At 29.4% G+C, this 25,034-nt stretch carries 25 protein-coding genes; 3 read left to right on the top strand and 22 right to left on the bottom strand.

The window, feature by feature from the left end; genetic code table 11:
* Nucleotides 1-98: 98 nt before the first annotated feature.
* The 4 genes from CURI_RS02740 to CURI_RS02725 all read right to left on the bottom strand — a co-directional run bounded on the left by CURI_RS02740 (nt 99) and on the right by CURI_RS02725 (nt 4,679).
* Nucleotides 99-1,145 carry a sensor histidine kinase gene (locus tag CURI_RS02740; protein ID WP_014966757.1) on the bottom strand — a complete coding sequence of 349 codons (1,047 nt, stop codon included), beginning with the start codon at nt 1,143-1,145 and terminating at the stop codon, nt 99-101.
* The gene (locus tag CURI_RS02735) at nt 1,145-1,816 is read right to left on the bottom strand and encodes a response regulator transcription factor (protein ID WP_041701445.1); all 672 of its coding nucleotides are present in this window, start codon (nt 1,814-1,816) and stop codon (nt 1,145-1,147) included. The genes CURI_RS02740 and CURI_RS02735 overlap by 1 nt, the downstream gene beginning before the upstream one ends.
* Nucleotides 1,817-2,014: 198 nt before the next feature.
* Nucleotides 2,015-2,908, bottom strand: a complete 894-nt coding sequence (locus CURI_RS02730) for an acetamidase/formamidase family protein (protein ID WP_014966755.1) — start codon at nt 2,906-2,908, stop codon at nt 2,015-2,017.
* 235 nt (nt 2,909-3,143) lie between these two features.
* Nucleotides 3,144-4,679, bottom strand: a complete 1,536-nt coding sequence (locus tag CURI_RS02725; protein WP_014966754.1) for a sensor domain-containing diguanylate cyclase — start codon at nt 4,677-4,679, stop codon at nt 3,144-3,146.
* A gap of 343 nt (nt 4,680-5,022) precedes the next feature.
* On the opposite strand from CURI_RS02725, the gene CURI_RS02720 reads away from it, so the two are divergent.
* Nucleotides 5,023-5,580 (top strand): sigma-70 family RNA polymerase sigma factor, encoded by a 558-nt coding sequence (locus CURI_RS02720; protein WP_014966753.1) that lies wholly within the window; start codon nt 5,023-5,025, stop codon nt 5,578-5,580.
* Entirely contained in the window at nt 5,570-6,496 is a 927-nt protein-coding gene (locus tag CURI_RS02715; protein WP_014966752.1) for a DUF4179 domain-containing protein, read from the top strand. The genes CURI_RS02720 and CURI_RS02715 overlap by 11 nt, the downstream gene beginning before the upstream one ends.
* A gap of 128 nt (nt 6,497-6,624) precedes the next feature.
* Here the strand turns inward: CURI_RS02715 and CURI_RS02710 are convergent, their stop codons facing one another.
* The 7 genes from CURI_RS02710 to CURI_RS15720 all read right to left on the bottom strand — a co-directional run bounded on the left by CURI_RS02710 (nt 6,625) and on the right by CURI_RS15720 (nt 13,557).
* The gene (locus CURI_RS02710; RefSeq protein WP_014966751.1) at nt 6,625-6,924 is read right to left on the bottom strand and encodes a DUF4282 domain-containing protein; all 300 of its coding nucleotides are present in this window, start codon (nt 6,922-6,924) and stop codon (nt 6,625-6,627) included.
* A 203-nt stretch (nt 6,925-7,127) separates the two neighbouring features.
* The gene (locus tag CURI_RS02705) at nt 7,128-8,531 is read right to left on the bottom strand and encodes a glutamate synthase-related protein (RefSeq protein WP_014966750.1); all 1,404 of its coding nucleotides are present in this window, start codon (nt 8,529-8,531) and stop codon (nt 7,128-7,130) included.
* Nucleotides 8,532-8,880: 349 nt separating this feature from the next.
* Complete coding sequence (locus CURI_RS02700) at nt 8,881-10,275, bottom strand: alanine/glycine:cation symporter family protein (RefSeq protein WP_014966749.1); 1,395 nt, start codon at nt 10,273-10,275, stop codon at nt 8,881-8,883.
* Nucleotides 10,276-10,460: 185 nt separating this feature from the next.
* Nucleotides 10,461-11,300: a response regulator gene (locus CURI_RS02695; protein WP_014966748.1), complete on the bottom strand. Its 840-nt coding sequence runs from the start codon at nt 11,298-11,300 to the stop codon at nt 10,461-10,463.
* Nucleotides 11,281-12,582, bottom strand: a complete 1,302-nt coding sequence (locus CURI_RS02690) for a sensor histidine kinase (RefSeq protein WP_014966747.1) — start codon at nt 12,580-12,582, stop codon at nt 11,281-11,283. The genes CURI_RS02695 and CURI_RS02690 overlap by 20 nt, the downstream gene beginning before the upstream one ends.
* Before the next feature lie 38 nt (nt 12,583-12,620).
* On the bottom strand, nt 12,621-13,448 hold the full coding sequence (locus CURI_RS02685; RefSeq protein WP_014966746.1) for a polysaccharide deacetylase family protein: 828 nt from the start codon (nt 13,446-13,448) through the stop codon (nt 12,621-12,623).
* Nucleotides 13,420-13,557, bottom strand: a complete 138-nt coding sequence (locus CURI_RS15720; RefSeq protein ID WP_187287415.1) for a hypothetical protein — start codon at nt 13,555-13,557, stop codon at nt 13,420-13,422. Before CURI_RS15720 ends, CURI_RS02685 begins: the two co-directional genes overlap by 29 nt.
* Nucleotides 13,558-13,843: 286 nt before the next feature.
* On the opposite strand from CURI_RS15720, the gene CURI_RS02680 reads away from it, so the two are divergent.
* Entirely contained in the window at nt 13,844-15,418 is a 1,575-nt protein-coding gene (locus CURI_RS02680) for a hypothetical protein (protein WP_014966745.1), read from the top strand.
* 57 nt (nt 15,419-15,475) lie between these two features.
* Here CURI_RS02680 and CURI_RS02675 read toward each other — a convergent pair whose 3' ends face one another.
* The 11 genes from CURI_RS02675 to CURI_RS02625 all read right to left on the bottom strand — a co-directional run bounded on the left by CURI_RS02675 (nt 15,476) and on the right by CURI_RS02625 (nt 25,020).
* Nucleotides 15,476-15,973, bottom strand: a complete 498-nt coding sequence (locus CURI_RS02675; RefSeq protein ID WP_014966744.1) for a GNAT family N-acetyltransferase — start codon at nt 15,971-15,973, stop codon at nt 15,476-15,478.
* Between the two features lie 186 nt (nt 15,974-16,159).
* Complete coding sequence (locus CURI_RS02670) at nt 16,160-17,557, bottom strand: nicotinate phosphoribosyltransferase (RefSeq protein WP_041701442.1); 1,398 nt, start codon at nt 17,555-17,557, stop codon at nt 16,160-16,162.
* Nucleotides 17,558-17,904: 347 nt separating this feature from the next.
* A complete protein-coding gene (locus CURI_RS16045) occupies nt 17,905-18,105 on the bottom strand; it encodes a hypothetical protein (RefSeq protein WP_014966742.1) in 201 nt (66 codons plus the stop codon).
* Nucleotides 18,106-18,251: 146 nt separating this feature from the next.
* Complete coding sequence (locus tag CURI_RS02660; RefSeq protein ID WP_014966741.1) at nt 18,252-19,028, bottom strand: AraC family transcriptional regulator; 777 nt, start codon at nt 19,026-19,028, stop codon at nt 18,252-18,254.
* A gap of 12 nt (nt 19,029-19,040) precedes the next feature.
* Nucleotides 19,041-19,631: a LysE family translocator gene (locus CURI_RS02655; RefSeq protein WP_014966740.1), complete on the bottom strand. Its 591-nt coding sequence runs from the start codon at nt 19,629-19,631 to the stop codon at nt 19,041-19,043.
* Nucleotides 19,632-19,831: 200 nt separating this feature from the next.
* Complete coding sequence (locus tag CURI_RS02650; RefSeq protein WP_014966739.1) at nt 19,832-21,244, bottom strand: sensor histidine kinase; 1,413 nt, start codon at nt 21,242-21,244, stop codon at nt 19,832-19,834.
* A 2-nt stretch (nt 21,245-21,246) separates the two neighbouring features.
* Nucleotides 21,247-21,963 (bottom strand): response regulator transcription factor, encoded by a 717-nt coding sequence (locus CURI_RS02645; RefSeq protein WP_014966738.1) that lies wholly within the window; start codon nt 21,961-21,963, stop codon nt 21,247-21,249.
* A 136-nt stretch (nt 21,964-22,099) separates the two neighbouring features.
* Nucleotides 22,100-22,303, bottom strand: a complete 204-nt coding sequence (locus CURI_RS02640) for a hypothetical protein (protein WP_041701440.1) — start codon at nt 22,301-22,303, stop codon at nt 22,100-22,102.
* 24 nt (nt 22,304-22,327) lie between these two features.
* Nucleotides 22,328-23,092, bottom strand: coding sequence for an ABC transporter permease (locus CURI_RS02635; protein ID WP_014966737.1), 765 nt, complete (start codon nt 23,090-23,092; stop codon nt 22,328-22,330).
* A gap of 3 nt (nt 23,093-23,095) precedes the next feature.
* Entirely contained in the window at nt 23,096-23,983 is an 888-nt protein-coding gene (locus CURI_RS02630) for an ABC transporter ATP-binding protein (protein WP_014966736.1), read from the bottom strand.
* Between the two features lie 17 nt (nt 23,984-24,000).
* The gene (locus CURI_RS02625; protein WP_014966735.1) at nt 24,001-25,020 is read right to left on the bottom strand and encodes a membrane protein; all 1,020 of its coding nucleotides are present in this window, start codon (nt 25,018-25,020) and stop codon (nt 24,001-24,003) included.
* Nucleotides 25,021-25,034 lie beyond the last annotated feature (14 nt).

The following is a 25,034-nucleotide window of genomic DNA, read 5'->3' as shown; positions in this document are numbered from 1 at the left end:
AGGTAGTATCATATGCTTTTGATATATGCTAAATTATATTTCATAAAGTTAAACTGAATATAAACTCAGCTGAAAATAATTATGAAATATTTTTAATATTACTCTTTAAATGGAAGAATTATAGTAAATGTAGTCCCAATATTAGGTTTACTTTGAACATCTATAGTTCCATAACATAAGTCAACAATACGCTTAACTAAGGAAAGACCAAGTCCATTTCCCTCTGTAGATCTATTATGATTTCCTTGGTAGAACTTTTCAAAGATATGTTCTTGTACTTCTGGTGACATGCCAACACCCGTATCTGAAAATATAATATATATATCATTATTCTGTACATATAGCTCAGCAAAAATTGATCCAAATTCGTTAGTAAATTTTATTGCGTTTCCAATGATATTTAGCCATATCTGCATCATTAAGTCAGCATTTCCACAATAAATAACTGGACTTAATTCAGGATAAACTCGAATATTCTTCTGACTCCACTGTGGCTCTAACATTAAAAATGCTTGTCTAATTTGCTCATCAAGTTGAAATGGAGCTTTATCCATCACGATTTCTTGATTCTCCAACTTGGATAAGCTCAAAATATTAGATGAAAGCTTAGAAAGCTGGTTAGTACTGTCTATAATCATTTGTGTATATTCATGCCGTTCCTCAGTTGAAATGTTTTCATCTTGAAGAAGAGTAGCGTAACCTTTAATTGAAGCAATTGGTGTCTTAAACTCATGAGAAACATTAGCTATAAAATCTGTTCTCAGCATTTCAATTCCCTTCAGCTCTAAAGCCATTTTATTAAAATCCTGAATCAGATGATCAAAGTTTATAGGTACAGGATATTCAGGTACAGAAACATCAAAGTTACCTTTTGCAATTTCTTTAGTAGCTTTTGTTAGTAAAATTATAGGAGACATAAGTCTTTTTCCCACTATAGCTGTCATAATTGTACCTAATAAAATACTAGTGATAGTAAAAGCAATTACGCCAGCAATAAAATTTGGCTCTCCTAGTGTGAACAGTTCAAGCTTTAATAGCATAAGTGAAACTCCAGCCATAATTAATGATGCTAGTATCATTAATACAAAGACATAGATAATCAGTGTCAACCACCAGTCAGGAAAAAGTCTATTAAATAGCTTCATTATGACCTCACCACCTTATATCCCAAGCCTCTAACAGTTATAATCTCAAATTCTTTACATTCTTTAAAACGTTCTCTAAGTCTATTAATATGGACATCTACTGTACGTATATCTGTTTCAGAGTCTATTCCCCAAATTTCATTCATCAGTGTTTGCCTAGTAAAAATCTTATTTGGATAAGACATTAGTTTATACAATAGTAGAAATTCTTTCTGTGGAAGTAATATCTCTTCTCCACTTGAACGGACTGTGAATGTATCATAATTTAACGTCAATTCTCCAAATGTAAGCTTATGTTCATTTGTAATCTTTGCCCTACGAAATAAAGCTCCTACTCTTAAAACCATTTCATTGACATCAATAGGTTTTACCATATAATCATCTGCTCCAACAAGAAATGCTTTCTTTTTATCCTGAAATGATTCTTTCGCAGTTATCATTAAAATAGGCATATTATAATTTGCTGATCGCAAGCTTTCCGTTAATTCAAATCCATTCATATTTGGCATCATAATATCTGAAACTATCAAATCAATATATTGCTTCTCTAAAATATTAAGTGCCTCCAATCCATCTTTTGCCGGAAAGGACTGATATCCATTTTTATTTAATACGGTACACATCAACTTTCTTAACTTAAAATCATCTTCTACAACAAGAATATTAAACACGTTATTACCTCTTTTTATTTTAAATTTATTAAATATAGTATTACCATATTTAATAATTCTAGTTAGTAATTGCATAATAGATTATAAAAATATAAAACCATGGTATTAAAATACCATGGTTTTATATTTTTGCTTTAATGTTATTTTCTATAAACATAATTTTTAAGTTTGAATTAACAATTTGTTTATTGTCCCTTATTATTTATACGATATTAGTCTTGGCTTTTCTGAAATCTTTGGTACTCCAAATCGTACTACCGCTGGAAAAGATGACGGTTTACATCCTTGGCAAATCTCAAAAGAACCTGCTGCTGACATATATAAGTAAGAGTCTGTTTTATCCCACCCATAAGCTTGAGATATTAACGTTTGTATTTGTTGTGATGAGTACTTTAAAGCCTTTTCAAATTCTTCATCACTTGCTATTGCATACCATGTATCTTCTGTTTCTAGTACTGGCCATTTTAGATCTAAGTCTTTTATTAGATCTAACTTTACAGTAACTTCGCCACCAATTTCAATTCCTGAACCACAAATTTCTCCATCTCCCATAGATGCGTGTAAATCTCCTAGTTGAAATAGAGCACCTTTTACATTTACAGGAAGATATAGTCTACTTTTTTCAATAACTTTATTACAGTCCATATTTCCGCCATGAGCCCCAGGAAGCCCACAAGGAATACTTTCTTCTTTTGGTGCAACTCCTATAACTCCTATCATTGGATTAGGTGTAATTTCAATATCATTAAATATTATCTTGTTATCTTGTATCGAGATTTTTTTAGTTCTAAGTCCATCTACTTCATCAAACAATGGGCCTGTTTCTGGTAAAGTAGATATAGTTCCTACATCTTCAACTTTAATTTCTAGTATATCTACTACTAGTACATCTCCCTCTTCTGAATCCTCTATAAACACTGGCCCTGTAGCTGGATTTACTTTATTAAAGTCAATTGATGTAACTAATTGTTCTTCTGAACGTACTTGATTACTAAAGCAATCTAGTGTTTTAAATATAACAACATCACCTTTCTTAACCCTTTTTACTGGTTTATTTTCTGAAGAAAAATGATATACATATTCTTTAATCATAAAATTTTCCCCCTTCTCTATTATTAAAGCTTTGTTTATAGTTATTTTATATATAATGTTTTTATATCTATATACATCCTTGTAGATTTTAATCTCTTGTTTTATTAGTTCTAATCTTTAGTTAACCTTCATTATATCACTCTTTCTGTAAAATAAAACCGTCTCTCCATAATGGATTGACGGCTTTGCTCATTATTCAATCATTTCAACCAAATATTTAACTCTTTTTTATAGTTTACATGCAAACTCTATTTTTCCCTTGGTTCTTTGCATTATAGAGTGCGACATCTGCTCGCTTAATTGCTGAGTTAAAGTCATTATCAAAATCATCAAAATAGGAAACTCCCATAGAGATAGTGACTTTATATTTGTTATCATTACTTTCATATTCAAACTGAGATATTGAATCTAATAATTTATTTGCAAATGAAAAGACATCATCAGCTTTTAATCTATCACAAATCAGTAAAAATTCTTCTCCTCCCCATCGACATAAGATATCTGTACTTCTTATATGCTTATTTAATATTTCAGCAATATTTATAAGGACAAAATCACCTGCATCATGTCCATAAGTATCGTTTATCTTTTTGAAGTCATCTACATCAATCATGATTATCGCAGGACTTAAACCTGTTTTTTTAAAATTTTTAAAAGCTGAGCTTATATGAGATACAGCTGCTCGTCTGTTATAAGCTTTAGTAAGAGGATCTATATATATTTCCTTATTTAGTGTCATATTATAATTTTTATAGTACCATTTTTCTAATAGTGTCAGAAAGAATATAATCAGTATTATTATCCATATGATCCATAAAGCTATGTGTGTAACCATTCTAGTAATAATCTGCTTACTTTCTGTTGTTGTCTTCTCGACATAAGATTCAATATCATCCATATAAACTCCCATTGCGATTATCCAATCATATTCTTTATATAGTTTTGCATAAGTTAACTTCTCTGAAATAATATTGCTATTTTTCTTTTGAAAATAGTAATTAAAGAATATCTCACCATTCTTTTTTACTCCATTAAGTTCAGTTAAGTACGGATGATTGCCTTTAATATCTTTTGTATTTGTAGATAATAATTCATTCTCTGTATCAGTTAAATTAGGATGTACACGTCGGATAGCATAATTGTCTCCACCCTCATAGTTCACAACCTCATTTATCCATATATAAGCATCATTTGAGAACTTTGAGTTATGAATTTCATCATGAATTTGCTTTTTTATTATATCGTCAATATAGTCTTTACTTACTCCCCAGAACACATCATACTGTCCATAACTATTTTGAAAGTATGAAGAGAGATTGTGTTTCATAAGACTTATTCTTTCAGTATAGCTGGCCTCTTTATTAGAGTTGGAGTAATCTCTATCATAAATTATTGTATTAGACACTTTATCTAATATTAAAACGGAAAAAATATCTTTATTATCTTTAAATTTAAAATATTCAATACATAAGTCTAAAAATATATTTTGTGAGTGTTGGTAGTATTCATCAAGTATTTCTGATGAATTATCAGTAAGCTGTTTATAATACTTAGTCTTCTTTTCTTTTTTTTGTTCAATATTTGATATTATATTATTTACATTATCTTTAATAAATGACTTTTTTACATCTATAATACTCTCTTCTGCGTATTGCTCATAGATATCTTCTACACTTTTCATACTATAAAGGTATATAACACCGATAATTATTCCCATAACTAATACTATAATTAAAATTAATATTTGATATTTTTTTCTGATATTATCCATGACATCACCCCTATGTACACTATATATAAAGTATATACTAATATAAACATAGTGATTTTTCCACTACATTTATTTTCAGGTAACAAATCACTATTTATAATTAATTTGTATATTTGATTTATCTGTAAACTTGGTATTCATCTCTTATATACTATTCTTTTTCATAAAAAATAGCATTTTTATACTAATTACAATGTGTATACTGACTATACTTGAAACCTATGAACTTAATACAAAGTATATGAATAACTATTTCATTTACTACCCTAGTACAAAAAATATAATTATATAATTTATTAAAACTTTTTCAACTACATGATGGTCTAATAAGTAGATAATAAAAATGAGCTCATATTTTGTTTATAAGGAGGAGGTTATCCTGAAAAAATTAGTTATTAAAGCAATAAAGGGAGACACTGAAAGCTTTACTACCCTTTTAAATAGTAAAAAAGAAGATTTATATAGAATTGCATATAGTTATGTGCACAATGAGCAAGACGCTCTTGATATTATCGGAGAAGCAGTATATAAGGCGTATATATCTATAAATAAGCTAAATCATCCAGAATATTTTAATACATGGCTTATCCGTATAGTTATTAATTGTTCAATAAACTTTATAAATAAGTCTAAAAAAACTTTATATTTAGATAATGAAACTATTGAAAATTTTAAAGATGAAGAAATAAATATCTTCGAAAATATAGACTTAAAAGAAGCTTTAGAAAAATTAGACTATAACTACAAGACCGTTATAACATTGAGATACTTTCAGGATTTGAAGCTGAAAGATATCTCCGATATTCTAGATATTCCTTTGAGTACGGTAAAAACTCGGCTTTATAAAGCTATTGAATTTTTACAGATAGAACTAAAGGAGGGCGAAAGTTTTGAAAAATAGTGTAGATGACTTAAAAAGAACTTACTCAGATATAAAAATACCTGATAACTTAGATGAAACAATTAACAGAGCAATATCAAAGGGGGAAAATGATATGAAAAAGAATACTAGAAATAAAAAAAGAATAGTTAATGGGCTTGTATCAGTAGCCGCATCAATAGGAATATTTACTCTAGGTATAAATGTCTCTCCATCTTTTGCACATAGTCTTGAAGATATCCCTGTTCTAGGCACACTAGTTAACATACTTCAATTTAATAATGGAAAATCCCAAGGCGGCAAAGTAACAGATGGCATTGATGTAAACTTTATATCTTTAGATCAAGAAAATAAGTCCGATATTATCACAATAAACTTTAGTGGGTTTGATAAAGAGAGTGAACAAATAGCTCCACATTTTAATGTTGATTATAAAAAAGCACCTTATACAATGGAGTTTTCTATATCTGGTGCAAGAGGATTTTCAGCAAAAGAATATTTTGAAGAACTTAAAAAAAGTAAATATATTAAAGATGTCTATGAGTTAATAACTCTAGATGATTCTCAACAGAGATTTAATATAGTATTTAATCAACCAGTTAATTTCAAAGTAGAAGAGTACAAAAATCCAGCTTATGTGCAGATAAAGATTTCAGAAAATACTGAAAAAGTTATAGAGCAAAAGCTATATTCTATAAGAACTAGTTCTTATGAACAAGGAGAAGAATTTGCATCTCTTGAGGAAGTATTATTTGAAATAGAGAACCTTAGAGTATTAAAGGATAACAAAGGAACATATCTCTATGAATTAGGTCAATATAGCTCAGATGAAGAAGCAAAAACAAAATTAAAGGATTATCAAAATATTCTTAAGGATAATGGCAAGTTGTATATTGAAGAAAGAAATCTTAATCAAATTCCTAAAAATATGAAGTAGGGAAATAAATAATTATTAACCTAAGAATCTTTATATTTTATTTTCAAAGTATATCTTTCTATATTCATTATATAAACTAAAAACACCTCAAAATCATATGATTTTGAGGTGTTTTTTTGTACTATACTTTATTGCTTATCTTTTAATTCCCCAAGTGACTCATGAATTTTAAATATAACTATCAGAAGTTCGCAATAAACTCTAACTATTATAGGTGAAATGACTAATACTATAATTCCAGTAAAAATTTGAATACTACCTCCACGAGAGGCTATTCCTGTAATAATTTGACCTAATCCTATTAGTACAGAAGCTGCCAAGCCTATGTAGAAAACAATTTGTATTATAGCAGGTGTAATCATTCTGTCAAATCTAAAAAAGTTCTTTAATGCTATATTTTCTTTCGAATCTTTTTTTACATCTTCCATATTTCACCCTCCTTTCTTACAACTATTGTATTATATGAGATTGTATCGAAATATAGAACATATAAACCTTTATAATCCTATTAGTTAGCATTTACTTATGACTGTCCTTTAATTAATCTCTAATGAAAAATCCCTCCAACTTAAGTAAAGTGGAGGGATTCTATATTAAAACTATAGTTTATAATTATAATTTGCCTTTATGATTATGCATGTCTAATATTTGTGAATTCTGAAATTTCTCTATTAATTGTACATAAGTCCTCAACTGACATGTCATGAATATTGTCATGTCCTGTTATTCTAGCAAAAGTTTTAAGCTCATTTAAGGAACAATTCAAGAAGTTTGCAACTCTCTTAGCTGCCGCTTCTCCTTTTAATCTTTCTCTTAGTTCTGGATCTTGTGTTGCCACTCCAACAGGACACATTCCTGTTCCGCAAATTCTATACTGCTGACATGCTGCTGCTATTAATCCAGCAGATGCTATTGCTACTGCATCAGCTCCCATAGCTATAGCTTTTGCAAAGTCTGCAGATACTCTTAGTCCACCTGTTATTATAAGTGAAATATCTGAACGAACTGAATCTAAGTATTTTCTTGCTCTGTATAGTGCATATATAGTTGGCATACTAGTAGCATCTCTAATTATTTTAGGACTAGCTCCTGTAGCTCCTCCTCTTCCATCTATAGTAATAAAGTCTGGATCTGCAAATACACAATACTCCATGTCTCTTTCAATACGTCCAGCTGCTATTTTAATTCCTATAGGTCTTCCACCAGACTCTGTACGCAGTTTTGAAACTAACTCCTTCAAGTCTTCTTTTGTATTAATATCTGAGAACTTTGAAGGGCTGATAACATCTTGTCCAAGTGGTTTATTTCTAATCTCTGCTATCTCAGGTGTTACCTTGCCACCAGGTAAATGTCCACCCATACCAGGTTTTGTTCCCTGTCCAATCTTAATTTCTATAGCATCTGCTTTTTGCAAATTTTCCTTCGTTACACTATAAAGGTTAGGTACATATTCAAATATATATTTATAGGATTCCTCCATCTCTTCTGGTAAAATTCCCCCCTCACCACTGCACATTGCAGTTTTAGCCATTGCACTTCCTTTTGCAAGAGCTATTTTAGTTTCTCTTGATAAAGCTCCAAATGACATGTGTGAAATATAAACAGGGTTACTTAATATCATTGGCTTTTTAGCATTTTTGCCTATCACTGTTGTTGTCATAACTGGAGCATGCTCATCTAGTGGTGGTGGGTTCAATTGTGCTCCTAATACTAAAATATCATCCCAACTAGGCATTGACATCTGTGTTCCCATTGCCTCAATAATTGACTCTCCTGTAACTGCCATCTTATGAATCTCTGACATATAGCGACATGATTTATCTTGACGAGCATATTCTTTTGGATATGATAAATCTGTAGTTTCCTCTGACATTATCTCTATATCTTCCTCAGACTTTTCTATGTCTTCTCCTACTTTTTCGAACACATTTACAGGTTGTTTGCAGATAGGACATTCCTCTAACTCCGAAAACGACCTTGATTCATTACTTTCATCGTGAATATGACCACAAACACTACACTTATATTTTGCCATGATATACCTCCTAGTATTTAATCCTTGTATTTTATTAATGTATTCACTACTGATGTGTTTTAGTAGTACAGCTATAAAGTTTAACCTTTGTTCTTAGCCCATCATATATGAACATTATAACAAAAATTTGATCTTTGTTTATAATGTTTACAACTATAAGTTCAATTAGCATGTAAACAATCCACTTGTACGTAATATGTCTTACATTTAAGGCTTATTGATTCACAAAATTATAATTTTAAAAGTAGCTATAAGATAATTTAAATTATCAGTAGCTACTTTTCATATAAAAATCAATAGAATATTCTTCTGTTATAAGTGCAATAACTCTTCAATAAGTTTTTTCTAGTTAAACACCTTTCTTAGCAAAATCTTTAGCTATATGCTTTTTATCGTAATCATCAAGTATTTTTCGAACCTCTTTAGATAATAGGAATAGTGCTATGATATTAGGTATAGCCATTATACCCATGAACATATCTGCTAGCTTCCATACAAATGTAGCATCTATTAAAGTCCCTATTACTAATGCTACTATAACTAAAAATTTGAATGTTTTTAATGTTTTAGCTTTAGAATTAAATACTAACTTAACATTTGATTCAGCAAAGAAGTACCATCCTACTATTGTAGTAAGTGAAAAAAATGATAAACATATAGATAAAAACATTCCACCAAACGAACCAAATCCTGAGGCAAATCCACTTTGTGTCATTATAGTTGCTGTTGCATTCATTTCAACTGCTGATATATTTGGATTATATGATTGTGATGTAAGATTAACCATAACTGTTGATAAGCAAATCAGGAATGTAGATATAAATACTCCTATCATAGCAGTAAAACCTTGTTCTGCTGGATGATCAGTATCAGCTACAGCATGTGAATGTGGAGTTGATCCCATACCAGCTTCGTTTGAAAAAAGTCCTCTTGATAAACCATATCTAATAGTTTGTTGAATTGTAATACCAAGTGCCCCTCCACCTATTGCTTTAGGTGAAAATGCTCCTATAAAGATACTTTTTATTGCAGGAATAAAATTTTCTATATTGAAAAAAATTATTAATAAACTTCCAAGTATATATGCCAGAGCCATAATTGGTACTACTGTTTCTGCAAAAGATGCTATTCTTCCCATTCCACCCATTAATATAAGCGCCACAACCATTGTAAGTACTATTGTAATACCAATAGTCGGTATTCCAAATGCATCACTAACTGATCCAGCTACTGAATTAGATTGTACCATGATACCAACTATACCTAATGCAAATATGCAAGCTATTGCGAAAAATAAGGATAATCCTTTAGAATTTAGACCATTTTTTATATAGTATGCAGGTCCACCTACTAATTGTCCATCTTTAATTTCTCTATACTTTTGAGCTAGAACTGCTTCACTAAATATAGTCGACATTCCAAAGAATGCAGATACCATCATCCAAAATGCAGCTCCAGGCCCACCTGATGCTATAGCTGTAGCTACTCCTACTATATTACCTGTACCAACTTGAGCTGCCACTGCCGTCGATAAAGCTTGAACAGGTGTCATTTTTCCTTCTTCTACTGGCTCTTTATTCATTAGTCCGGAAAACATTTTCCTCAACGCTGGAAATAACCTAGTAAACTGTGGAAACTTAAGTCTCACAGTCATAAAAATACCTATACCCATTAAAGCAACTATCAGTATATAGTCCCACAATATAGTATTTATGGAGTCAACTATTAGTTTGATTGTTTCCATAGTAGCAATCTTCCTCCCTTTTATAAATTTAAAACACGTTTTTTGAGATCTCAATTCAATTATAATTTATGACCTTCACAAACCTTCAAAAAGTTTCAAAAAATCACTCTAAATATTTATATCTTTTTGTAGTTAGCCATGTAATAAAAAAGTTGGATAAGAATTCTTGCTCTTATCCAACCTTTTTATTCATTTCTATTACTGTAGAAAACCATCCCATCAATAAATTTCTTCACGTTTACCGTTCCTCTTTTGTTACTCTTGCCCCTTATATAGTCCATCTCTATTTTTATTTGTTCAAAATTATATAATCCATTGGAGTATTCATTATATATCTCATTCATATAGTCCTCTATTCCTATATTTGCAAGATTTATCATACCAACAGTAGCTGTTCTTCTAATTCTTTGCTCCATAGTCTTGGGTTGGTCAGTGAATTTACTGCAAAGCTCTTTGGCAGTATATCCAAACGTACTTTGTTTTGTATCAATTAAATACTTCGTTATATTGATGATATCTTGACTTCCTGACTCACCCATAATTCCAATTCTTTGCATTATCTTTTTTATGTTTTCAACTCTATCAAATTCTTTTTCTATTTCACTATTGTTGTTGTCTTTAATAAACAAACTTTGGATTTGATTTAGTTTTCTATTCATATCTATTTTATCCTGTACTTTACGAATAACACTTTCAATCTCAATAGCGTTAATAGGTTTTGAAATAAAGTATTCTATCCCACTCTCATACGACTTACCTATCATATCTTTAGAGGATACTTGTGATATCATAATAAATTGTATATTAGGATGTATAGATCGTACTTCTCTTACTAAGCTTATTCCATCCTTACCTGGCATTAGTAAATCCACTAAAACTATATCAGGCTTTTGAGCTTGTATCTCTTCTAGACCAGTAACTCCATCATTAGCATAACCTAATAAAGTTCCTAATTCTCTATCTTTTATTATTTTCTCTAGAACTCTAATAATGTTATTATCATCTTCAACAATGAATATGTTCATCAGAATCCACCTCCACAGAGTTCCTTGGTATATAAACATGAAATGTTGTCCCTTTATCTTTTATAGAATCTACAGTAACTCTCCCCTCAAAGTGTCTTTCAACTATATCTTGAACTACACTTAAGCCTAGTCCTCTATTAATTTGACCCGTGTTATAATTTATCTTAGTTGAAAATCCAGGTGAAAAAATATGCTCTAAGTCTTCATAATCTATTCCACATCCAGTATCGGAAATTATGAAAATATGTTGTCCTTCTTGAACTTTATGAATAAAGTTAATCTTACCAACCTTGTCTGACTCAGGTATTGAATCTATAGCATTCATAATTAAGTTTCTAAATACTGACATAAGATAGTAGTGTTTTGAAGTATAAAAATTTTCTTCAACTTGAAAAACTAGTTCTATATTTTTATCTAAATGTCTTATTTCTCTCTTCATAGTCTCATCTAATATTCTAATGATATCTTTGAACTTCATTCCCTCATCTTGGAGTTTATTTTCTGTAAGTTCTTTTATACCACGAATAGCTAGTTCATATTCTTTTTTTATTTCATGAACATCTTTAGCAATAGTTACTGCTCTATTTGCCCAACTATCTTCATTTTCTCTAAGACTAATTTTTTCAAATAGTTCATAAGAGTTATACATAATTCTTTCTATATTATCCATATTCTTTTCCATCCAGTACATCTCTAGCTTTAACTGTGCAGTTAACCATAAAAGTTTTGTATATCTTTTCTCATGCTCTTCTTTTATAAGAAGCATTTTATAATACTTGAGTCCAGTTAATACAAGCCACACTATACTAGAACGTACTATGGCCACAAATAACAGGGTTATAATAATCTTCTGATTAAACTGTGCATCTTCTACTATAATTCTCACAAGGATCTCTATTAAGTTAGCACATAGATCACTAACTATTAAAACAAATACCAGTTTGTTGATTCTATCTCTATTGATTTTTTTAATTAATAATGAATATACAATTCCATAAAAAGTATAAAATAAAATCTCTAATTGGTATGAAAATATAACATCTTTAAGATCATCTTTTCCTAAGATACAAACTATCACTCTAAGAATGTACACTGCTATACCTGATATTAAACTCATTGGAATAGGTTTCATATCTTTATAGTGAAAAAGAAATAATGCAAAGAATATTATACCTGCTGAAACTCTAAAATCAGTATTTAGTATTCCAATATTAATTTGTGAAGCTAATGCAACTATAATTGAAGCACCTATTATTCTTTTTAAATGTTTCAAGTTACTCACTTCCAGTCTAATCTCTTGTTAAATTATGAATATACTTGTTATTTTAGTGGTAAGTTTTCTATTGCATAAATTAATTCCGATTCTCTTAAATCGTTTGTTACATTAAGCCTAGGAATTTCTCTAAGATCTTTTAAGTCTTTAAATTCACGCACCCCATTAGCTATAGTAACTGTTCCTTGAAATCCAAGCTTGGCCACAATATGCTCTGTATCTTTATTATATGCACCGTATGGATAAACTAAAAATGTCGGAGTATAGCCAAGCTTTGAGTTTATCTCCATATTAAGTTTCGTTAAATCTTCTTTTAGTCTTAATTCATATTCAGAAAACCCCTCATTTTGTAAAGGTAAGACACCTACTTCACAAGAATTAGAATAGCCATAACTTAATCCTGGTCGAGAATGTAAGTCAAATGTATGATTTTGAATATCTACTAACCCACTATCATACATTATCTTAGCTTGATCCCATGTGAAGTGAGGTGTTATAGGGTTACTATTATCAATAAAGGTACTTCTTCCTACAGACCAACCGATAATAGAAACTGTAAATTTCATTCCTGTTTTTTTAGCAACTGGAAAGGCATGTTCATAGTTTGAATAATATCCATCATCAAAAGTTATAACAATTGGTTTTTCAGGTAATTCTTTTGATCCTTTTAAATAAAGTGCTAGATCTTTTAGAAAAATTGCCTCATAGCCAGCTTCTTTAAGTGTAATCATATCTTCTAAGTATTTTTCTGGTGTAACTGCTAAAGTTGAATTTACTTCATTTGATATATGATGATACATCAATACAGGTATCTTTTTCTTTTCAACACTTTTAGTATCTTTCTTGCTATAAGCATCTACTTTTTTTTTCAGCATTAGCAGTATTTATGTACTTTCTATTAGCATTATTTCCTTCAGCAAAAGATACTCCAAAAAAAGATGCTGTTGTAATAAACACTGTTAATAAAATCATTATTTTTTTCAACTAAATCCTCCTCTTTAGTATGTAAACCATTATTCTTTTATAAAATAAGCCTAACTTTATGTATTTCTACAATAAAATTCTTATTCCTCTATTTATTCAGTCCTTTATTAAATATGACATATGTCAAATATGTATTAATTTTCTCTTTTACAAATTTGTATTATCCTATACAATGAATATATAATTGACTTTTCATATACTTTCGGATTGTCTTATAATTCTACTGTTTAAGAAAGTATCTATATTAAGTATATGAACAAAATAACATGACAAAGGAGTGTAAACATTGAGTAAATTTAGGATTAAGTTAAATTTATTAGCATTACTATTGACTTTGGTACTGTACTATATATTTCTACCACCAATTAATATATACTCGGAGAGCTTTTATATCAGTTTAATTCCTGTATTAGCTATCTTCGCAATAGTAAACTTACCAAATCCAACTTCAGCTGAAAGTAGCAGTCATCGAATATCAAAATATTTTTTTATAATTATTTTTGCTCTTATTATAGTTGTTGTATTTGGAAGGGTATTCTCATCACCTATATTTAATGCAAAGAAATATGCTAATCTATTAGATAAAAAAGAGAGTACGTTCTCAGAAGATGTTAAACAAGTTGACTTTAATCAACTACCTACTGTTGATAGAGATACAGCTCAAAAACTAGGTTCGAGAAAGATGGGAGAAATGGGTAATCTAGTCTCTCAATATAACATAGATAGTAGTTATAGCCAGGTAAACATAGCTGGAAAACCCGTAAGAGTTTCTCCTTTAGAATATTCAAGCTTGTTTAAATGGTTTTCTAATAGGAATAAAGGTATACCATACTATATAAGTGTTGATATGGTTACTCAGGAAGCTAATTTAAATAAACTAGATAAGCCAATAAAATATTCTTTTAGTGACAAATTTTCGAGAGATATATTAAGACATATAAGATTTGCTTATCCAACTTATATTTTTGAAGATGTAAACTTTGAAATAGATGATAAAGGAAATCCATACTGGATAGTTTCAGTATTAGAACCTAAGATAGGCTTATTTGGAGGTAAGGATCTAAAATCTTTACTTGTAGTAGACGCTACTAATGGAAAAATTGAAGAATATAATAAGGAGAATGTTCCAACTTGGATTGACAGGGTATATTCAGCTGATTTAGTTTTAGATCAATTAGAGTATAATGGAAAGTATCAAAATGGCTTCTTAAATTCAAAATTTAAACAAGAAGGAGTTACTGTTCCTACTGAAGGATATAACTATTTATCTATAGATGAAGATATATATCTATATACTGGTATAACTTCAGTTATATCTGATGAGTCTAACATAGGTTTTGTATTAGTAAACATGAGAACTAAAGAAACTAAGTTTTATCCTGTTTCATCAGCAGAGGAATACTCTGTAATGGATAGTGCCGCTGGATCTGTTCAAGAGAAAAATTATAAGGCAACTTTCCCTATATTAATAAATGTAAATGACAGACCGACTTATTTCATGTCTTTAAAAGATAATGCAGGATTAACAAAAATGTTTGCATTAGTAGATGCTCAAAGTTATCAGAAGGTAGCTACAGGCAACAGTATATCGGAAGTCGTTTCTAATTATAACAAGATAAACTCTTCGTTAGTTCAAGACAATAAGTCTGTAGAGGAAAAGACTATAGTTGTATCTGAGGTCAATAATGTAGTTATAGATGGAAATACAGTATATCTCATCAAATCACAACAAGATGATATTATATATATTACAAATATTTCAGTCTCAAAAGAACTAGCATTTATAAAGCCAGGAGATACAGTTAAGTTAAAAGGAGTTCTAGCTAAAAATCAATTTAATGTAACAGAATTTCTAAAATAGAAAGTTTAAAACACCAGTGACTACCGTTACTGGTGTTTTAGTATATTAGTTGAAAAGTTATTGGCTTGCTAAGTCTTTAAGTACATCTCCTGTAATTCTATATACCGTCCAATCCTCCATTGCCTCTGCACCAAGAGATAGATAAAAGTCAATGCTAGGTTTATTCCAATCCAAGCACCACCATTCTAAACGTCCACATCCTCTTTCTACCGCAATCTCGGCTAATTTCTTTAGAAATGCTTTTCCATATCCCTTACCTCTAAATTCTGGTCTTACATATAGATCTTCTAAGTAAATACCTGCACGTCCAAGAAATGTAGAAAAGTTATGAAAGAATAGTGCAAAGCCAACTGGAATTCCGTTAACCTTTCCAATAATAACTTCTGCTTTATTCTTTTCAAATAGCCATTCATGTAAGAGCTCTTCTGTAGCCACAACTTCGTCTAACATTTTTTCGTATTCAGCTAGTTCTTTTATAAATTTAAAAACTAGAGGTACATCTGCTCTTTCTGCATAGCGAAACTCAATTGTATTATTTTGCTCTACCTTACTCATGCTAGTTTACACCTCTTCCTATTAATAACTTGCTTTAATATAAAATCTTATGTTTTCTATACAAGTATACTATTCGAAAAAAGTTACTTCAACTCTAGCATATATCCTAGTAAAGACTAATAATTTAACTGATCTATTTTTTATTTAAATAATTATTTTTTCTAAATTATCTTATTTATAATCTTATTAATTCCACAAATTATTAGTGTCTATAATCTCTAGATCTTCGTTATAACAAACACTTCTACCTACTTTAGATAATGGATAGAATTTGCTATTCACTTTTACTCTTACAATATCTGCTGTATAATCATTATTTGTTCCGTTACAGCTAGAATTCTCAAGTAAACTTGATCCTACACCATAAATATCTACTGGAGCATTAATCTCTTCAAACCTGCTAATCTTATCTGCATTGAATCCACCTGTAACTGCTATCTTTATATCATTACAAAACACCTTAGCTAAAGCAGTTGCCTCACTCATATCAATATAGTTGTAATCCTTCACTAACTCTTCCCAATAAGCATCTATTGCCTTACGAATGTTATAAACTAATCTTGGAGTAACTCCGTTATCAAGTTCTTTAACGAATAAAGGCTCTACTGATTCGTCTCTCATATTTTGAGAAGTATCAGGTCTTACTCCAAACAATCTGTATCTTTCAGCTTCTTCCTTATTTCCTATCCTCCAATTTTTCCAAAATTCATTCCACATAGCTTTAATTACTTTTATACTTTCTCCTATGCAGTCATTATGAAAATCTACTAATGCTATTCTTGGAACTTCTATAGGCATTAGTCTTGCAAATTGTACCATAGTCTCAGCAGTATTTCCTAAAAAACAAGCTATTGTTGAATGAGAAATTGTTCCTCCTGCTTTTCCACCCCACCAGTCACCTTGCTCATGAGTGGATACAGAAGCTTTAGCATCTATTCCAAAATCCATTTTATATCTTTGAACTGCTATCCAGTAAGCGTATCCATCTATACCTTGCATTTTATAGTGATCAAATCTAGCAGGAAAAAATAATATTTGCTTTCCCTTAGACGCCATTAGTACATTATATACATTGGTAGCTACCCTTGTAGGTACTGACAATACCCCTAGTATAGTAGTTTCTAAATGTCCAAAATATCTATACTTTCCTCTTATTTTTAGTACTGGTTTTATATTTAGGGGATTTCCATCATAACTTACAATATTACCATCCTGGATAGCCTCTATCTCTAATTCTTCAAAGGTATTTATAAATATTCCATCTTCATCTCTATATCCTGTGCCCACTTTTAATATTGCTAAAGCTTCATCAACTCCTACAACTAAAGAAAATGGCTTTCTTCTTGTGAAAAATTGCATTTCTACAATAATGTCTCCATTTTCCACTTCTCTAACAGATACTATACCGTTCAAGTCATTTTCTTTATCTCCAAACTTATAGCCTTCTTTTGATAATGATGTTAATACTCTTAAAGTATTATTAAAGTACTCATCTGAATACCATCCACTTCTTATTTTATCTATAATCTCTTCTGTCATTTTAAATATTTCTATAGGCAATCTTTTCCCATTGAATACACTCATTCTCACTATCCCCCTTAGTTTTTTGATATTATCATATTGACAATATTGTTTTTCAAGAATAAGTATCAAACTTTTTATAAAATTATCTTATTATATGCTATTCATTAGAATCTGAGTGTATTTCTTTTCATTTAAAAATCTAATCATTAGACTAATTTGCTATTGATAAAATATTGCCGTAATTAAAAAGTTAGTTCCGTATTTTTCATTAGAGATTATTCCACATTCCGACCACTTTCCAAGTCCTGCTTCCACCGCCAAAGGTCTTAGATCTCCATATAATGAAAATATGCCTTTAGTCCAAACCTTATCATAACCATATAACTTTATAATCCTTTTTATTTCTTTTAAGTTTCTATTTGCAGCTCTGTTGACTTTGAAGGTATCACTAAGAACATTAAAAAATCTTTATAAAATAACGTACTCTTACAATAATGAGCAAATAATATACAATTAAGATCTCCTTTGATCTTGATATTTCCCTTTAATATAACATTATATTTATCACTAGTTTCATATACTTTTTTAATTAAATCATTGTTCTCCATTGTTAATCTCCTATTTAAACATTTGTTAGTAAATATAAATACTTTTATTATGTTTAGGATGAGCCTTTAACGTAGTTTTAATTCATATGACTTTCTTTGTTATATTTAAGGATTATAGTTAAAATTTCATATGTCAATATTTCCGTTCATTTTAAATGTGACATATATTCAAATGCTGTTACTCCATATATTCTTTTAAAGTGCTTATTTAAATGAGTTAAGTCAACAAAACCATATTCTGATATAGCAGAGTAAATATCTTTGTTCTTTTCTATTGATTGTTTTGCAAATTCTACCTTACAATTTAAGAAATATTGATATGGTGGGATTCCAGTGCTCGCTTTAAATAATCTAATAAATTTAAATTTTGACATATTAAGTTCTTTGCAAATGTCGTCCAGTCTTAGTGTACTTTCCAAGTTATAATATATCATTTCCTTTGCTTTTTTAATTGTAGCATCATCTTTTCTGTATACTGTACTAATGTCAGCCTTAGATAAATTGTCTGCAAGAGATAAAAGTAATTCACTGCATAAAGCTTCATCTTTTTCATTTAATATTGCATTAGATAAGTTTAATATACTCTGTTCAAGTCTACAGTCATAAACAATAGGAGAAGAAAAATAGACTATTTCTTTTTTCTCAAGTATATCTAGGAACATATTTGGATCAATATAAACCATTACATAGTCAATTCCTGTTTTGTCCTGTGATCTACCGTCATGAGACTGCTCAGGATTAAAAAGCATAATTCCACTTTGATATGATGACTGTAAGCTTCCATCTAAATTATATTGCTGTATACCGCGCAATGTTACACCTAGGGCGTACTCTTTATGACAATGTTTTTTATATGCAAAGTCCTTAAGGCTTGCTGATAGTACAGTAACCCCTGCCGACTTCTTATATATAAATTTCTCCATGCAAATCACCTCTTAAATAAGCTCAAATACTCCTGATATCATTATCGCAGAATAGACTAAAAATAACGCCATAATTATATTAATAATTTTTTCATATTTATTTAAAAATCTTTTGAATATTGTACCAAATAGCAACCAAGTGATAAATGATAGAAACCCAATAATTGTTATGGTTATAACAGATATACTTAGTATAACTGATGATTGATAGTATGGTGTAATAAACATTGGAATCACGGTCATTGTAAACATCAAAATTTTTGGATTAACAAACTGCATAAGAAAGCCAGACATAAAAGTAGCAGAATGTTTTTCAATTGATTTTGATGTATCATTTTTATATATTTTGTAAGCAAGATAAAGCATATATATACCTCCTATTATCTGCATAAAGACTAAAATCTTTGGTACTATAGTCATGAGGGTAGTATTTAATATAGCTGAAATAACAAGGAGTATACTAAAGGCAGTAGTGGCTCCATATGTGTATTCCATTGCCTTTCTCGCCCCAAAGTTATTTACTATATATAGTATCTCAATATTTGCGGGTCCAGGTGTGAATGTTACAATAATACAATATATTAAAAAAGATGTAATATTCATAAATAAAACTCCTCTCAAAGTATTACCATGAATTATACATCCTCGAATTTAAAACTGTATAGTACATTATTGCATTACTATAACTGCTGAATTTTAGCTTTCCCATTTCTATTTTTTTATTATTAGGTAACAATAGTGTCTTTTTTATATTTTCTTAATAATTCTATCTTTCTTTAAGATAAAGGATACAATATAGGATTTTAAAGAATTATTTCAATTTTAGTTCCTACTCCAATCTCACTTTCTATATTTATGACTCCACCGTGTGTTTCTATAATATCTCTTGCTATAGCCATTCCAAGCCCAGAACCTTTATGCCTTTTTCCTGTATTTGTTCCTCGATAATATCTTTCAAAGATATACTTAAGCTCTTCTTTTTTGATCCCTTTTCCATTATCTTTTATGAAAATATAAATTTTGTCTCTTTTCTCTACTCTAACTTCTATATCTACATTTTTATCATTATGCACTATAGCGTTATATAGCATATTAGTAATAACTCTTTTTATTAATATCTCGTCTACATCTTTTTCAATAACTTCCCTTGTTGCTGAAAAATCAATATTTACATTACTAGTTTGCGGATTATTTAGAATATCTATTATAGCTCCCCTAACTAAACTTACAATATTGGTGTTTTTTAAATTCAGAACAAGTACTTTATTCTTTAATCTAGTACTTAGATTTAGGTCATCTATAAGGTCTTTTATATAGTTAGACTTATCTTCTATTATTTTACTGTACTCTCTTACTTCCTCTTTAGTACAATTATATTCTTCACTAGATAAAATTTCAGCATAACCTTTTACTGATACCAGAGGGGTTTTTATATCATGAGAAATATTTGATATCCATTCTTCTCTCATTTTATCTAATTTTTTTCTTTCATCTTCGTTACTTCTAAGTTTTTCAGATAAGTTATTTATGCTGTAATAAATTTCTTTATAAGTTCCTCTTTCATCTCTTCTTAAATTATACTCTCCCTCTGACAGGGTCTTAACATCATCTATAATATTTACTAATGGTTTAGTAAGTCTTCTACTAAATAAATATCCAAATATTAAGGCTATAATTGCATCTACAAATAAAATTATATAAATTGCACTCTTAAAACTATTCCTTAAATTATACTTATCATAAGTAATAACATTTCGCTCTATCCTTTGGGATGGAAATCCTATGATATAACTATAACTTTTGTTTTCAAATTTCTTTTCTGCTACAAATATGGTAGACATACTATCTTTAGTAAGATATTTATATGAATGTATCAATTCCATAGGTGTATAGTGATCTTTAACTTTATCAGGCTTTTCATAACTATAAACTTCATTTCCTTCTTCATCTAGAATTTGTATCCATGCTTCTTCTTCTTTTAAAAACTTTTTTCCATCACTATTTACATATATTTTTTCTTTATCTCCTATCAGATACTCTGCAAACCCTCTTGTAAACTCCTCTGGTGAAGAATAGCTAGTGTCTTTTGTTATATTTATATCGCTTTTACTTTTCGTAATTAGAAAAGTGATTCCACCGATAATATTGATAACTATCACAATGATAGAAACTAAAGCTACAGTTATAATAAACCTTCCTGTTATCTTCCAGTTCATAATTATTCATCCTTTAAAACAAACTTATATCCTAAACCTTTTACATTAATAATATATTTAGGTTTAGATGGATCTTCTTCAACTTTCTCTCTTAACCTTCTTATATGCACCATTATGGTGTTATCAAAACCTATATAGTCTTCTCCCCATATTTCGTTACACAATTTCTCCTTACTCATAATTTGATTAGGATGCTTTGCCATATATAAAAACATTCTATATTCTTTTGGTTTTAAATCTATTAGTTCTCCATTTTTCCTTACTTCTATTTTCTCTTCATTTATTTGAAAAGGACCAAAATTTAATATAGTACTTTTATTTTCTTCTTCACCATTATAATTGCTTCTTCTTAAGTGAGCTTTTATTCTATAGGCTACCTCTTTAGTACTAAATGGCTTTGTTATATAGTCATCTCCACCTAGTGCAAATCCTAGCACCCTATCAATCTCTTCAGTTTTTGCTGATATAAATAGAATGGGAACATTAGATGTTCTTCTAATTTTTTTACAAACTTCATAACCTTCTGAGTCAGGTAGCATTATGTCTAAAAGAATAATATCTGGATTAACTCTTTCAAATAAATCAAGTCCGCTTTCTGCTTCTTCAGCTGTATATATATTTTCGAAACCTTCTTTTTTTAATACCATAGATAATAACTTCAGTATATCCTCTTCATCATCTATTATTAATATCTTTTTCTTATTTAGTGATGTTTCCATATTAAACACTCCTATTAATTTTTGTAATTATGTCCTAACATCATTATATCCTATAAAAAAAGAACCAAATAATATTTTTCAAAATCTGGCTCTTTTTCTTATTTTTTATGTTTTTAATAATTAATATGTTACCTTATTATTTATAAGGATAAAAAATATATACTAGCATTAATCCTAATATAAAAAATATGAAGCCTATGAGCAGATAAATTAACGTATTTCCATTCCATGCTTCCCTATTTGTAAAAGCTCTCCATCTATAGGATAGTCCACTCATTCCTATAAAAGCAAAACCTATAAATAGAATTATTAAGCTTAATAAGAATAAGTTATTTGCCATAAACACACCTCTTAACTTTACTATTTATCTTCTTCCTTCTTCAGTAAATGCATCATACGTTAGCTTAGGGAAGATTAAATATCCTGCTATAAACACAATCCCTTGCATTAATATTATTCCTATACTTGCTTTGTCCTTTATTAACTGGGAAGACATCATTCCCCATAATGGAGTCATAACAACAATTTTGCTAGGTAAGAGCCCTCCCAATACATACGGTATTCCCATGATTAAACCACCGAAGATAAATGGTACAGAAGCAGACTTACTTATAGATGACAAATACAGTCCTAACTGTGAAAAGAAAAAAGATCCTAAAACTACTGTAATGCTTACTATGATCATCATTTCTAGTACATTTAAATCTGAGTCTATCCCTTTAAAATACCAAAGATTTTTTAATGGCATTTCTAAATTTTTAAAATTTGTTTTTATAAGACCACTTAAATATATTGTAATTACGATAGATAAGTTTACTATAGATGTTGCTATACCAGATCCTATTCCTTTAGCCATAACTAATTTTTTCTTTCCGTTCTTCGTAGTATTTATTAAATCTCTCATGTTTGAATCATATTCTAGAGTATATGATCCAGATAAAATCATGAACATAATTAACCCAATTATCGGTGCATACCCATAACTTTTAGAAAAAATATCTGCATAGACTTCACTTGAAGTACCATTGTGAACTAGTAATGACCCTAACAGCAACGATGCTATCCAAGTTATTAAGATACTTTTCTTAAATAGCATCTTTCTTAATTCTGATTTTATAAGTGTGCTCATTTATTATACCTCCCTTGTATTTTCTAAGTCGAAGTAAAACATATAAACATCTTCAAATTTAGGCTCTATAATCTCTGCATTTGCATATGGTACAGCTTTATCACTTACAACTCTAAGTTCGGTAAAGTCTATTCCTCTTTGAAGATTTACAACTTTATATTTACGTTGTATTTCTGACAATTGACTTTCATCATTAGTTCTTATTCTATATACCTTTCCATTCATGTCAGAAAGAATTTCTCTATGGCTCCCTTGCATAATTACTTCACCATTTTTTATCATAATAGTTTCTTTAGCTATAGACTCTATGTCAGAAATTATATGAGTTGAAAGTATTATTATTTTATCTTTAGATATCTCTGATAGTAGATTTCTAAATCTTGTTCTCTCCTGAGGATCTAGCCCTGCAGTTGGTTCGTCCAATATTATAATTTGGGGATCATTCAATAATGCTTGGGCTATTCCTACTCTTCTTTTCATTCCTCCTGAAAATTTTCCAACAGCTTTATTTCTTACATCGTATAAACCAACTAATTTTAGCAATTCATCTATCTTTTTATCTGCATCTCTTTTATCTATACCTTTTAATGCTGCTACGTACTGTAAGAATTTTTTAGCCGAGAAGTTCTTATAAACTCCAAACTCTTGTGGTAAATATCCTATAACCCCTCTATATTGATCCTCTATATTATAAATATTTTTATCATTATAAATTATCTCTCCACTAGTAGGCTTATTTAGTGTGGCTATTTGCTTCATTAATGTTGTTTTTCCAGCCCCATTAGGACCTAAAAGTCCATATACACCATTTTCTAATGTAAGAGTTATGTTTTTATTTGCATTTTTATTTCCATAGCTTTTAGTCAAGCTTTTTATTTCAAGTTTATTCATAATTAACCCCTCCTAATTTATCTTGTTAAGAAACTTTTAAATATTCTCGTACATAAAAATATGCTTATAAATAAAATAGATATCATGATACCTATACATAAATTCGTTATATCTAAACTCATGTTAAATAAATTAATTCTTCCAAAGTACATTCCAGCAAATGTGTTGAAGTAAAACACCAAGTCTATATAATTAATTTTTGAGAATATTGCTAAGACTTCTTTTGGTAACACCTTCACTAAAGTTATTAACTTTCCTAAAATCACAAATATTAAAAATCCGCTCGTAGATTGAATAGAGTTTTTAGTAATGAAAGAAAATAAGCTTGCTACAACTCCTAAAGTCATTAAAATTATAAGAATTATACCTATTTTAAGTAGTATAAATTCATTTATCGTATATGCATCTTTAAGAAGAATTATATTATCTACTATTCTTATAGCCTGTAAGTCTCCATTGATAGGTTTTCCGTATTGTATATATGTGATTATAAATTGTGTCACTAAATGTACAATATATAGAACCGCCGGAATTCCTATACTCAAAGCTAGTTTTGAATACAAAGCTTTGCTTTTATTTCTTGATGATAAAATTAAATCATCAACATTTGATACAACTTCATCCGTATATATGTTAGAAAAAACTATTGTTATAATAACTAACATAATAAACATCATAAATGGATGAGACATCCTATGATTAAATACCTTCCAAAATTTAACATCCTTATATTCATTAGACTCTATTGCAGATAATTTCTTACTGGATATCTCTTTGATATCCTTTGAAACATCATCTTTTACTTCAGTTTTACTAAGTTCTCTTAGTTGTTCTACTTTCATCTCGAATTGCTCTTGCACTGTTATTGTCTTTCTATTTCCATCTTGAACTGACTGATAATTTTCATTTCCATAGTTATTTATATCTCCTGTTTGGGGCTTCATAAATACCATAGATACAGAAAGAATAAAGAATAATACTAAAGCAATTATTCCATTTCTTGACTTAAGTATTTTTTTTATCTCCCAAGTAATCATTATTTTTCCTCCTC

Origin of the sequence: Gottschalkia acidurici 9a (assembly GCF_000299355.1) — a bacterium.
GTDB lineage: Bacteria > Bacillota > Clostridia > Tissierellales > Gottschalkiaceae > Gottschalkia > Gottschalkia acidurici.
The sequence above is the reverse complement of the archived record's forward strand: the minus strand, read 5'-3'. Positions and strand labels throughout refer to the sequence as shown.

Excerpts from the sequence above, each read along its gene's own strand:
- CURI_RS02740 (WP_014966757.1), bottom strand. The coding sequence starts at position 1,145 with ATGAAGCTATTTAATAGACTTTTTCCTGACTGGTGGTTGACACTGATT.
- CURI_RS02730 (WP_014966755.1), bottom strand. The coding sequence starts at position 2,908 with ATGATTAAAGAATATGTATATCATTTTTCTTCAGAAAATAAACCAGTA.
- CURI_RS02725 (WP_014966754.1), bottom strand. The coding sequence starts at position 4,679 with ATGGATAATATCAGAAAAAAATATCAAATATTAATTTTAATTATAGTA.
- CURI_RS02720 (WP_014966753.1), top strand. The coding sequence starts at position 5,023 with ATGAGCTCATATTTTGTTTATAAGGAGGAGGTTATCCTGAAAAAATTA.
- CURI_RS02710 (WP_014966751.1), bottom strand. The coding sequence starts at position 6,924 with ATGGAAGATGTAAAAAAAGATTCGAAAGAAAATATAGCATTAAAGAAC.
- CURI_RS02705 (WP_014966750.1), bottom strand. The coding sequence starts at position 8,531 with ATGGCAAAATATAAGTGTAGTGTTTGTGGTCATATTCACGATGAAAGT.
- CURI_RS02700 (WP_014966749.1), bottom strand. The coding sequence starts at position 10,275 with ATGGAAACAATCAAACTAATAGTTGACTCCATAAATACTATATTGTGG.
- CURI_RS02695 (WP_014966748.1), bottom strand. The coding sequence starts at position 11,300 with ATGAACATATTCATTGTTGAAGATGATAATAACATTATTAGAGTTCTA.
- CURI_RS02685 (WP_014966746.1), bottom strand. The coding sequence starts at position 13,448 with ATGCTGAAAAAAAAAGTAGATGCTTATAGCAAGAAAGATACTAAAAGT.
- CURI_RS02675 (WP_014966744.1), bottom strand. The coding sequence starts at position 15,973 with ATGAGTAAGGTAGAGCAAAATAATACAATTGAGTTTCGCTATGCAGAA.
- CURI_RS02670 (WP_041701442.1), bottom strand. The coding sequence starts at position 17,557 with ATGAGTGTATTCAATGGGAAAAGATTGCCTATAGAAATATTTAAAATG.
- CURI_RS16045 (WP_014966742.1), bottom strand. The coding sequence starts at position 18,105 with ATGGAGAACAATGATTTAATTAAAAAAGTATATGAAACTAGTGATAAA.
- CURI_RS02660 (WP_014966741.1), bottom strand. The coding sequence starts at position 19,028 with ATGGAGAAATTTATATATAAGAAGTCGGCAGGGGTTACTGTACTATCA.
- CURI_RS02655 (WP_014966740.1), bottom strand. The coding sequence starts at position 19,631 with ATGAATATTACATCTTTTTTAATATATTGTATTATTGTAACATTCACA.
- CURI_RS02650 (WP_014966739.1), bottom strand. The coding sequence starts at position 21,244 with ATGAACTGGAAGATAACAGGAAGGTTTATTATAACTGTAGCTTTAGTT.
- CURI_RS02645 (WP_014966738.1), bottom strand. The coding sequence starts at position 21,963 with ATGGAAACATCACTAAATAAGAAAAAGATATTAATAATAGATGATGAA.
- CURI_RS02640 (WP_041701440.1), bottom strand. The coding sequence starts at position 22,303 with ATGGCAAATAACTTATTCTTATTAAGCTTAATAATTCTATTTATAGGT.
- CURI_RS02635 (WP_014966737.1), bottom strand. The coding sequence starts at position 23,092 with ATGAGCACACTTATAAAATCAGAATTAAGAAAGATGCTATTTAAGAAA.
- CURI_RS02630 (WP_014966736.1), bottom strand. The coding sequence starts at position 23,983 with ATGAATAAACTTGAAATAAAAAGCTTGACTAAAAGCTATGGAAATAAA.
- CURI_RS02625 (WP_014966735.1), bottom strand. The coding sequence starts at position 25,020 with ATGATTACTTGGGAGATAAAAAAAATACTTAAGTCAAGAAATGGAATA.